The following is a 9,658-nucleotide window of genomic DNA, read 5'->3' as shown; positions in this document are numbered from 1 at the left end:
CTCCTCGGCCGACTTGCTCCGGCGGGCGGACGGGGCCGGCTCGGCCGACCGATCCGAACGCGAGCCGGACAGCGATTTCTCGTCATTGCCGATCGAGCCGCCGGAGCTGCCGGACTGGGCCAAGGCGGAAGGGAGGGAGAAGGCGAGGCTCAGGACGAAGGCGAGGCCAGTCGTGCGCACGGCGGCGTTGGGCATGATCACAATCCAAAATGAAAAAGGCATCAGCGGCCGGATCCGTCCGCACAGACGGATCCAATAATGCGGCAAGCTTTGCCAGCCTTGCCGCATTCGTCAAGCGCGGCATCCCTGGCGCGCTGCACGCCCTCGCGCTGGACCAGCGACCAGGATTTGTCTGAGATCGCGAAGGCGCCGCAGCTTCTGCCGTAGAAGGAGAGCTCGATCGGGCATTTGGTGCCGGCGCAATTGCCGCGCGCATCCGCCACCGCCGCGCGCCGCGAGGCGTGATTCCACGAGATGCCCCATTTGCTGTTGTCGGGCCCATAGACGATCGAGCCCCAGGGCTTGAGATCCTCCATCTTGCGCATGCGCAGCAGCAAGCCCTCGGTCGGCTCCCCATTCGGCGCCATCGAAATCCGCTGCTGGAGTTTTGTGATCGCGCGAGTGAGGCCGTCGGGGGTATCAGGATCGAAATTGAGCTCGTAGAGCCGTTCGCTGAGCTCACTGAGCAGCGCGGCATCGCGCAAGGGCACGCGGTCGGGATCGGCGCGCAGACGCTCCGCCGGCAGGGGATCGGGCTGCATCGCCGCGACCGGCGGCGGCGCAGTTTGCGTCGGCGGCACGAAGTAAAAGGTGCCGTCGATCGGCGAGGACGACACCCAGGGCTGCTGCGCGCCCGCGGTGGCGCGCTTCACCGCGAGGCCCACCTGGTTGAAGGTCTGAAACACATCGAGACCCGCGACCCGGATCGTCGTCGCCAGCGCCTTCGTATAAGGGCTATGACCGTCGCTGCCGTCCTGCGCGACGTTGCCGGGCTGGGTGGCATAGGAGATCAGCGTGCCCTCTGGCGCGCGCATCTGCGCAAGGCCGCCATCCGATGATCGCAAGCCGCGTGAGCCGAACGGGTTGTTGCGGCAGGCATCCAGGATGACGAGATTGAGGCGGGTGCCGGAGCCCTGCATCTGGCGCAGCACGAGATTGACGTCGGTCATCTGGAAATCGACGTCGGCCTCGCGCGTCGGATTGGCGCTAACAGGTACGAGGTAGTTGGAGCCGGCGACCTGGACGCCGTGGCCGGCATAATAGAACAGCGCGACGTCGGCGCCCTGGACCTGCTGGCCGAAGCTCTGCACGGCGATGTCCATCGCGCCCTTGTCGAGATCGAGCTGGGCGCGTCCGCCGACCAGTGTGAAGCCGAGCGCACTGAGCGTCTCCGCCATCAGGCGCGCATCCTTGGAGGGGTTGTCGAGCGGCGTGATGTTCCTGTAGGCGGAGTTGCCGACCACGAGCGCGATGCGTTTCTCCGCCGACGCCGGCTCCGCAACGACGACAAGCAGCGCCAGCGCCGCCAGCCCCAAAACGCGATTGAAAATCCTCGCGCGCATCAAAATTCCTCGAAGTAATGGCGCCAGTCTAACAGCCCCGCAGCCAGGCGAAAAGCGGCGTGAAGGGGAGGCGCGACCCAGCGCTGCGGACTCCGTTGCGGCATCGGCCCCGGCTCTGCAGCGCACCGCTAAGGGGCGCTGCGCCGCGTCCGGGGCACGAGAGCGCGAGTGTGGCGCTCCCTCTCTCCACATCGTCATTGCGAGGAGCCCTTGCGACGAAGCAATCCAGAACCTTTCCTGGGCGGCAGTCTGGATTGCTTCGCTGCGCTCGCAATGACGGAGCAAGGGGCATCGTCGGCATTCTCCAACTCTCAGCTTACTGGCAGACACGCCTTCGCAGTCTCGCGGCGCGTTTCGCCCGAGGCTTGCTGTCGTTCGGCGCCCGATGAAGGCCAAAGGGCGCAGGGAAGGCCGGGCGCCGGCGGCACCCGAGATCCGTGCGCTACGAAGATGCACACGGGGTGGATCACAGGTGATGCCGGTCGCCCGGCCTTCCCTGCGCGGATGGTTTTAACGGTGTCCTTCGTGCTCTCCCCGGGGAGCGATGCACTATTGCCCCCGTCGCCTTGCGGATGATCGATGCGCGTGCCCGGTCGGGCCGCCACATCACCGCTGAGACTTGACGCACAGACCCCGGGCGTCAGGACCACACGACTTCTCCGTCCGCGGACGACCGGGCCGGATCGTCAGGGGCTGGCGCGTGCTCGCCCCCGATGTCCAACCTGACCGCTGCGACCGCGCCGGGTCGTATCGCGTCGCCTGAGGACTCACGGTTGCCCGCCCTGTCATCATGCATGTCGCGCCGGCGCTACCGCGTCCACCGCAAGCCCGGCCCGCATCTCGTGACGATCGCGAAGCGCCCCTTTGGCAGGGGCCGGGATGAGCGGTGTATGTCATAAATCCGAAATTCGGGAAAGTGGAATGTTTTTGCGGGCAGGGGTTGACGAGGTGTTTCGGTGTGTTGCCCGACGCCTCGCACGCGGTTGCCTCGGCCTCCGTCGGTCATTCCGGGGCGCGCTCTCGCCCATCGTCATTGCGAGCGCAGCGAAGCAATCCAGAATCTCTCCGAAGCGGCAGTCTGGATTGCTTCGTCGCAAGAGCTCCTCGCAATGACGGAGTGGAGGCCGCCGCGTGATACGGCGAGCCGCCACTTCGCGGATGACATCGACGTGGCCTCGCAAGCCCCCCGCCCGAGGCCGCTATTTCAGCGGCAGGAACAAATCCGCGGTCGCCTCGTGCTCACCGACCTCAGGGACGAAGCTCAGCCGCTGGCAATAGATCGGGAAGTCGCGTGCGTCCTCGCCGCTGGCCGGAAGCCAGTCGCGATAGAGGTAGAGCGCGGCGGGCTCCAGATTGTCGGTGTTGCCGACGACGCGCAGCACTGCGCAGCGTCCGCCCGGAATCACGCCGGCTTTGATCGCTTCGCCGTTCGGCTCGATCGGTTGGCCGGTTCCGACACAGAGGTCCACGCTATAGTCGGCGGGCGAGGCAGGCCGCCGCTCGGAACGCCAGACGTTGAAGGTCGGACTTGTGCTGGGGTGCAGGCCGGCGGCTCTACGCCAGGCGATGAAGCGCTGGATGGTGGCGGGAAGCGTCGCCGGGTCGCCCCGATGCTCCATGATCGCCACCGCCGTCGTCGGCACATCGCGGATCGTCACGTCGTCGCTGGTAAAGGTCTTCTGCATGAGCTTGCTCCTCGCGTTGTCGAGAGGCCCGAAGGCCGCAAGCCACGGCTCCCAGTCGGGAGACTTCCGGAACGACGACGGCGATTGGCCGAACCGTTGCCGAAAGGCGCGGGCGAAGGCGTCCGGTGCGTCGTAGCCGGCATCCATCGCGATATCCGTGACGCTTTCGGCGTCGCTGTAGGCCAACCGGTATGAAGCGCGCTTCATGCGGGCGAGCTGGATATAGCGATGCACTGACAGCCCGAAGGTTGCAGTGAACTGCCGGTGGAAATGATATTTCGAGTAGGCTGCGACGCTGCTCAGCGTATCCAGGTCCAGATTGTCGTCGAGATGCCGGTCGATGTGATCCAGCACCCGCTGCATCCGGGCATGGTAGTTTTGAAGCGCCGCCGTCATCGTTCCGTTCTCCGTGGCAGCACCAGCTAAAGCGCACTTCGGACGCGACGTGCTCGACCGATCTTGCGGTTTTGCCACGGGTCGCCGAACGTCGCCAAGGGCCGTCCACGGGCACTGTGGATGAACGACCAGGAGGGGAGCGTTTGCAGACTGGTCGCTTTCATCCCCGTTCCGCCCTGGAAACTTCTCGCCTCCGCCGTCGTTGAAATTGCGGCTGAGGAGACGCCATGCCGATCAAGGATCAGGAAGAATTTCGCCAAGAAGCTGGTGGAGCACCATCCCGATGCGGCGACTTTGCGTGGGCTTGTGCGGGCCCGTAAACCGGCAGAACTGCATTTTCGCGACGACGGCATCGTTCCGAACAATCCGAAATTTCCAGTGCTGCTCTATCGCGGCGCGGTGAACCTGAAGAGCCGGCGTTTTCCCCCTGATGTCATCATCGACACGCTGTTCGATACGAATGGCTGGGGTCGGTCGTGGCGCGACACCGTGTACGACTTCGTTCATTATCATTCGCAAATTCACGAAGTGATGGGCGTGGCACGCGGCACGGCCAGAATCGAGTGCGGCGGGATCAAGGGGCGGATCCTCAGCGTGAAGGCCGGCGATGTGCTGGTCCTTCCCGCAGGCACGGGACACCGCCTCATCGAATCCAGCCGGGACTTTATCGTCGTCGGCGCGTACCCGCAGGACGGGACCTACGACGAGTGCACCGACACGCGAGAGCGTCCCGACGCCGTCAAGCGTATCGCCAAGGTCCGTAAGCCGAAGACGGATCCGGTCGCCGGACCCGGCGGCCCGCTGCTCAGATCATGGCGGACGGTGCGACCGCGATCGTGAGGCGATGCTTCGCCGCAGTCGCGCGCGACGGCGGAACGCCGGAACAACTCGCCTGCAGCAACGTCTTTTATCAGACGAGGGAGATGCCCATGAAAGCGCTCATTGCCGCGGTCGCATTTGCAGCCATGTCCGGCCCGGTCATTGCCCAGAATACGGGGCCGGCTCCGCAGACCGGCATGGACAGGCCGGAAAACACCAACGGTGCCACGGAGCGAGGGACGATGGACACCACAGGGACGAATGCCAATCGGGCAAACCAGCCTGAAACCAAAGGCGCGGCCGGACAACGCAGGACAGGCGACAAGAAGAAGTAGCCGGTCGAGCGGCCGCGACCTTGCATTCGCGCTCACGTCAGATAGTCGGGCCTGAAATCGGCAAGCTCGCGCAGCTCCTCGGGTTGCAGCAGCTCGATCTCGCTGCCCTCCCAGGCGATCAATCTCCGATGCCTCAGTTCCTGGATGGTGCGGTTGACGTGGACGATCGACAGTCCGCAGGCATCGGCAACGTGCCGCTGCGTCATCGGCATCTGGAAGCAGCGGTCGTTGAGGAGGCCGACGACGTCCAGCCTTGCGGCGAGTTCGCAGATGAGGTGCGCGACCTTGGGCAAGGCCGCCTGCGCGCCGAGGCGGGCGATCCATTGCCGCGAGATGGCCGCATCGATCAGCGTCTCGCGCCAGAACGCGCGTGTCAGGTGGTGGGAGCCGTCGAGAAGCTGCCGGAGCGGGCTGTGCCCGACAGTGCCGACGATGGTCGGTCCGAGGCCGACGAGGTCCGCATCCATCGGCGAGACCAGCAGGGTGTGCAGGCAGGGCATGTCGCCGGGAACGTGGAACGCGAGGATCTGGCTGCGGTCGCCGACGATGCGGGCCTGGTAGAGGAAGCCGCTCACGACGAAGACGCAGCGCGAGGCGGCCTCGCCCTGGCGCAGCACGATCTCGCCGTCGGCGACCTGGCGCAGCGTGGAGGGCAGGGCGGCGACCTGCCGGCGTTCGTCCTCGGACAGGCTTTCGATGGCCTGCAGACGCGCGATGAACTTCGGATGCGGCATGAGCCTCGCTTGCTGCTTCAGCCGTCGCGCGGCACCGACGTCTCGACGAAACGCCGCGAGAGCTTTGCACGCGACCCATCGGAGACCGGCGCCGAGCGGAACTCGCGGATGGCGGGGGCGAGTTCCTGATCGGACATCGGCCGGACCGGCTCCTTCAGCGTGCCCGCGACCAAGGCATCGCTGATGCTGTCGAGGTGCTCGCTCGTATCCGACCTGAACAGGCTGCGGATGCGCTCCAGGATCGTCGTAGGGCTCATGAAGGGACGGCTCGTTCGCAGTCGGGGGGTGACGGGGGTGGATGCGACTCGGTGCGGTCGCAAACCGGTTAGCAACCTGTGCCTCCGAACCGCGTTCTAGTCCGCTGAACCCAAGCCGGACGGATCATTTGATAGAACCGGCGCCATTTTTGGCGGCCCCATGGAAAAAGCCCACGACGTGCTGATCCGGAACCTTTGCGAGCACACAGCGCTCGCAGAGGAGGATCTTGCGGAAATCCGGGCGCTCACCTTCACGCTGCGCGATTTGGAGCCCAACCAGGATTTCATCCGTCAGGGCGACAAACCCGAACATTCGGTGCTGGTCGTCACCGGCATGGTCGCGCGTTACCATCTGCTGGGCGGCGGTGGGCGGCAATATCTGGCGTTCCATCTCACCGGCGACCTGCCGGATGCGCAGGGCCTGTTCATCGACCAGATGGACCACGGATTGAGCGCGCTGGGGGCGGCCTCAATCGCCTTTATCCCGCATCGCGAATTGTTCATCGCGTTCCGGCGGCGGCCAAGCTTTGGGCTGGCGGTCTGGCGCGAGACGCTGCTCGATGCCGCGATCTTTCGCGAGGCCATCACCAACAACAGCGCCCGGCCAATGCAGGCGCGCATGGCACACCTGTTCTGCGAGCTGTTCTACCGTGCTCGCGCGGCGCAGCTCGTCCGCGGCAATCGCTGCCGCATCCCGATCAGCCTGGCGCAGCTCGGCGAGACGCTGGGCATGGCGATCGCGACGGTGAACCGGACACTGGGCGAACTCAGGCGCAGCGGAGCCATGGATCTGCGCGAGGGCGAGCTGATCGTGCTGAAATGGCGCGACTTGCAGCGGCTCGGCGATTTCAATCCGGCCTATCTGCACCAGAAACGGCAGTCGCCGCCGCGTACGTGAGGCCGTCGGGCCTGGCGGGTCGAGAGGGCGGCGGTGATCATCACCCGAAGCGGGCTTCGCGGTCCCCCGAGGATCGGTGTTGCGCCGCATGCGCGCGGTAGGCGTCGATCGCCCTGTTGGCGAGCATCAGCTGCCGGCGTTCGCCGGTCCTGAGCTGGGCTTCGATCGCGTCGAGAATGACGTTGGCGCTCTCGTCCGGCGAGCGGAGCTCGCCGCTCTGCTCCAGGCAGCTCCAGGCGATGAAGAATGCGCTTTCGACGGTGCAACGAATGGACATGCCCTGCCAACGCAGCGGGGCCGAAGGCGTTCCGTGCAGCGGGCGCGACTTGCGCCGGGCCCGCAGCACGCGATGGGTCAGTTCTTCAGCACGATGCGGCCGACGACCTTGCCGGCCCGCAGCTCGTCGATCCATTTCTGGACATCGCCCATCGGCTCCTCGCGCATCGGCGTCGGCTTGATCTTGCCGGCGCGGGCCAGCGCCATCAGCTCCTGGGCCTCAGCCAGCGTGCCGACCATGAAACCCTCGATGGTCATGCGCTTGTAGACCCACTGCACCATCGGCAGCGTGAACTGGCCGCCCATCAGGCCGGAGACCACGATCTTGCCGCCGCGCGCGGCGACGGCGACCGCGAAGGCCATCGACTTCTCGTTGCCGGCGAAATCGACGATCTCGTCGAAGCCGCCTTCGGTCTCCTTCAGGATGCGCTTGATCACGTCGGGCTCGGACGGGTCATAGGCATTGGCGGCACCATTCTTCAGCGCAGTGTCGCGCGCGGCCGGCGAGAGGTCGGCGACCGTGATCGGCTGCTTGAACATCGCCTGCGCGAACGACAGGCCCATCATGCCGACGCCGCCGAGGCCGATCAGCAAGAGGTTGCGCTGGCGCGGACGGTCGACCAGGCGCTTGAGCGCGCCATAGGCGGTGACGCCGGAGCACATCAGCGTCGCGGCCTGGTTGACGGGCAGCGGATCGTAGTCGAGCAGATATTTTGCGTCGGGCACCAGCACGTGGGTGGCGAAGCCGCCGTCGATGGAGACGCCGAGGAAGCGCTGCTTCACGCACAGATTCTCGTCGCCATTGGCGCAATCGCGGCACTGGCCGCAGCCGATCCAGGGGAAGACGGCCTTCTTCGTGCCGACCAGGCCGGCGGCGACGTCCGGGCCGACTTCGTCGACCACGCCGGCGATCTCGTGGCCGAGCGTGAAGGGCAGCGTCATGCCGCGCGTGGTGTCGAGCTTCTTGCCGCCGCCGAGATCGGCATAGCCGTCCTGGATGTGGAGGTCGGAATGGCAAAGGCCGCAGCGCTCGATGCGCACCAGCACCTCACGTCCTTGCGGCTTCGGCGTATCGACGATGGTCTCGCACAAGGGCGCATCGAACTTGACCAGGGACTGCCTGCGCATCAGCGCCATATTTCTTCCTCCGAAATTATCGCTCTGTTTCGGTCCGTATATTGGCCAATTCACGGGCCATGGCAACAAAGCCTGATATGGGAATGGTCTCTGCGCGCCGCGTCGCCTCGACGCCGGCGGCTTGTGCAAGCCGCGCCGGATCGACGCCGAGCGACTTCAGGCTTTGCCGCAGCATCTTGCGGCGCTGGCCGAAGGCGGCGGCGGCGACCTGCTCGAGCATTTTGCGATCGCAAGGCAGCGGTTCTGCGCGCGGCTTGAGGCGCACGACGGAGGAGGTGACCTTCGGCGGCGGCACGAAGGCGGACGGCGCAATGTCGAACAGGATCTTGGTCTCGCAGCGCCAATTGGCGAGCACGCCGAGCCGGCCATAGGCCTCCTCGTCCTCGCGCGCGACGATGCGCTCGCCGACCTCGCGCTGAAACATCAGGACCATCAGATCGTACCAGGGCGGCCAGGGCTCGGTCGTCAGCCAGTTGATCAGAAGCTGGGTGGCGATGTTGTAGGGCAGGTTGGCGACGATCTTCGCTCTCTCGCCATCGAGCAGCGGACGCGGATCAAAGGTCATGGCATCGCCATGCACGATCTCGAGCCTGTCAGGGTGGCGCGCGGAAATATCCTGAAGCGCCGGGATCGCGCGCTCGTCGTGCTCGATGGCGATGACGCGCTTTGCGCCGAGCGCGAGCAGCGCCCGCGTCAGCCCGCCCGGGCCGGGGCCAATCTCGACGATGGTGGAGTCTTCCAGCGGAGCTGCCGCACGGGCGATGCGGGCGGTGAGATTGAGGTCGAGCAGAAAGTTCTGGCCGAGCGATTTGCGCGCCGACAGCGCGTGCTGGCGAATGACCTCGCGCAGCGGCGGGAGGTCGTCGATCGCGCTCATCAGGTGGTCGCAGCCGCCATGCGGCTTGCGAGCCTCAAGGCTGCGATCAGGCTGGCCGGATTGGCCTTGCCGGTGCCGGCGATGTCGAAGGCGGTGCCGTGATCGGGCGAGGTGCGGATCAAGGGCAGGCCGAGCGTGACGTTGACCGCGTCGTCGAAGGCGACCGTCTTGATCGGGATCAGCGCCTGGTCGTGATACATGCAGACGGCGCAATCATAGGTGCTGCGCGCGGCCTCGTGGAACATGGTGTCGGCGGGCAGCGGGCCTCTTGCCTCGATGCCGTCGCCACGCAGCGTTTTCAGCGCCGGCGCGATAATGGTCTGTTCCTCGTGGCCGAGCGAGCCGTCCTCGCCGGCATGCGGATTGAGGCCGGAAACCGCGATGCGCGGCCGCGCGATACCGAAGCGGGATTTCAGTTCAGTCGCGACGATGCGAACCGTCGAGACGATCAGCTCACTGGTGAGCTGGGCCAGCGCCTCGCGCATCGAGACGTGGATGGTCACGGGCACCACGGCGAGCTGCGGCGACCACAGCATCATCACCGGCTGCGGCACCCGGCCGTCCTCTGCTGCGAGCTCGGCCAGGTATTCGGTGTGGCCGGGATGACGGAAGCCCGCGCGGTAGAGCACGCTCTTGGCGATCGGATTGGTGACGACGGCGCCGGCGCGGCCCTCGCGGACAT

Annotated in this window: 11 protein-coding genes and 1 pseudogene; 3 read left to right on the top strand and 9 right to left on the bottom strand. The window is 66.1% G+C overall.

Annotation, left to right across the window (positions count from 1 at the left end):
* From MOV74_RS21405 to MOV74_RS21395, 3 genes and pseudogenes are all read right to left on the bottom strand, one after another.
* Positions 1-195 (bottom strand): annotated as a pseudogene (locus MOV74_RS21405) (hypothetical protein); the annotation flags it as partial.
* A 26-nt stretch (positions 196-221) separates the two neighbouring features.
* The gene (locus MOV74_RS21400; RefSeq protein WP_246926399.1) at positions 222-1,562 is read right to left on the bottom strand and encodes a caspase family protein; all 1,341 of its coding nucleotides are present in this window, start codon (positions 1,560-1,562) and stop codon (positions 222-224) included.
* 1,199 nt (positions 1,563-2,761) lie between these two features.
* On the bottom strand, positions 2,762-3,643 hold the full coding sequence (locus MOV74_RS21395; protein WP_246926398.1) for a GyrI-like domain-containing protein: 882 nt from the start codon (positions 3,641-3,643) through the stop codon (positions 2,762-2,764).
* Positions 3,644-3,910: 267 nt separating this feature from the next.
* Between MOV74_RS21395 and MOV74_RS21390 the strand changes: the two genes are divergently transcribed.
* Positions 3,911-4,483: a cupin gene (locus MOV74_RS21390; RefSeq protein WP_246926397.1), complete on the top strand. Its 573-nt coding sequence runs from the start codon at positions 3,911-3,913 to the stop codon at positions 4,481-4,483.
* An 89-nt stretch (positions 4,484-4,572) separates the two neighbouring features.
* Positions 4,573-4,797 carry a hypothetical protein gene (locus tag MOV74_RS21385; protein WP_246926394.1) on the top strand — a complete coding sequence of 75 codons (225 nt, stop codon included), beginning with the start codon at positions 4,573-4,575 and terminating at the stop codon, positions 4,795-4,797.
* A 32-nt stretch (positions 4,798-4,829) separates the two neighbouring features.
* Here MOV74_RS21385 and MOV74_RS21380 read toward each other — a convergent pair whose 3' ends face one another.
* Positions 4,830-5,531, bottom strand: coding sequence for a Crp/Fnr family transcriptional regulator (locus MOV74_RS21380; RefSeq protein ID WP_246926393.1), 702 nt, complete (start codon positions 5,529-5,531; stop codon positions 4,830-4,832).
* A 17-nt stretch (positions 5,532-5,548) separates the two neighbouring features.
* Positions 5,549-5,788, bottom strand: coding sequence for a hypothetical protein (locus tag MOV74_RS21375; RefSeq protein WP_246926390.1), 240 nt, complete (start codon positions 5,786-5,788; stop codon positions 5,549-5,551).
* A 160-nt stretch (positions 5,789-5,948) separates the two neighbouring features.
* On the opposite strand from MOV74_RS21375, the gene MOV74_RS21370 reads away from it, so the two are divergent.
* On the top strand, positions 5,949-6,686 hold the full coding sequence (locus MOV74_RS21370) for a Crp/Fnr family transcriptional regulator (RefSeq protein ID WP_246926389.1): 738 nt from the start codon (positions 5,949-5,951) through the stop codon (positions 6,684-6,686).
* 40 nt (positions 6,687-6,726) lie between these two features.
* Here the strand turns inward: MOV74_RS21370 and MOV74_RS21365 are convergent, their stop codons facing one another.
* From MOV74_RS21365 to pdxA, 4 genes are all read right to left on the bottom strand, one after another.
* A complete protein-coding gene (locus MOV74_RS21365) occupies positions 6,727-6,963 on the bottom strand; it encodes a hypothetical protein (RefSeq protein WP_309486819.1) in 237 nt (78 codons plus the stop codon).
* Between the two features lie 77 nt (positions 6,964-7,040).
* Entirely contained in the window at positions 7,041-8,099 is a 1,059-nt protein-coding gene (locus MOV74_RS21360; RefSeq protein ID WP_246926385.1) for an alcohol dehydrogenase, read from the bottom strand.
* 16 nt (positions 8,100-8,115) lie between these two features.
* The gene (gene rsmA / locus MOV74_RS21355; protein ID WP_246926379.1) at positions 8,116-8,976 is read right to left on the bottom strand and encodes a 16S rRNA (adenine(1518)-N(6)/adenine(1519)-N(6))-dimethyltransferase RsmA; all 861 of its coding nucleotides are present in this window, start codon (positions 8,974-8,976) and stop codon (positions 8,116-8,118) included.
* On the bottom strand, positions 8,976-9,658 hold a 683-nt coding region (gene pdxA / locus MOV74_RS21350), incomplete at its 5' end, for a 4-hydroxythreonine-4-phosphate dehydrogenase PdxA (RefSeq protein WP_246926370.1). The genes pdxA and rsmA, both read right to left, overlap by 1 nt.

The organism is Bradyrhizobium sp. SHOUNA76 (assembly GCF_023006445.1).
In the GTDB taxonomy this organism is placed as follows: Bacteria; Pseudomonadota; Alphaproteobacteria; order Rhizobiales; family Xanthobacteraceae; genus Bradyrhizobium.
The sequence above is the reverse complement of the archived record's forward strand: the minus strand, read 5'-3'. Positions and strand labels throughout refer to the sequence as shown.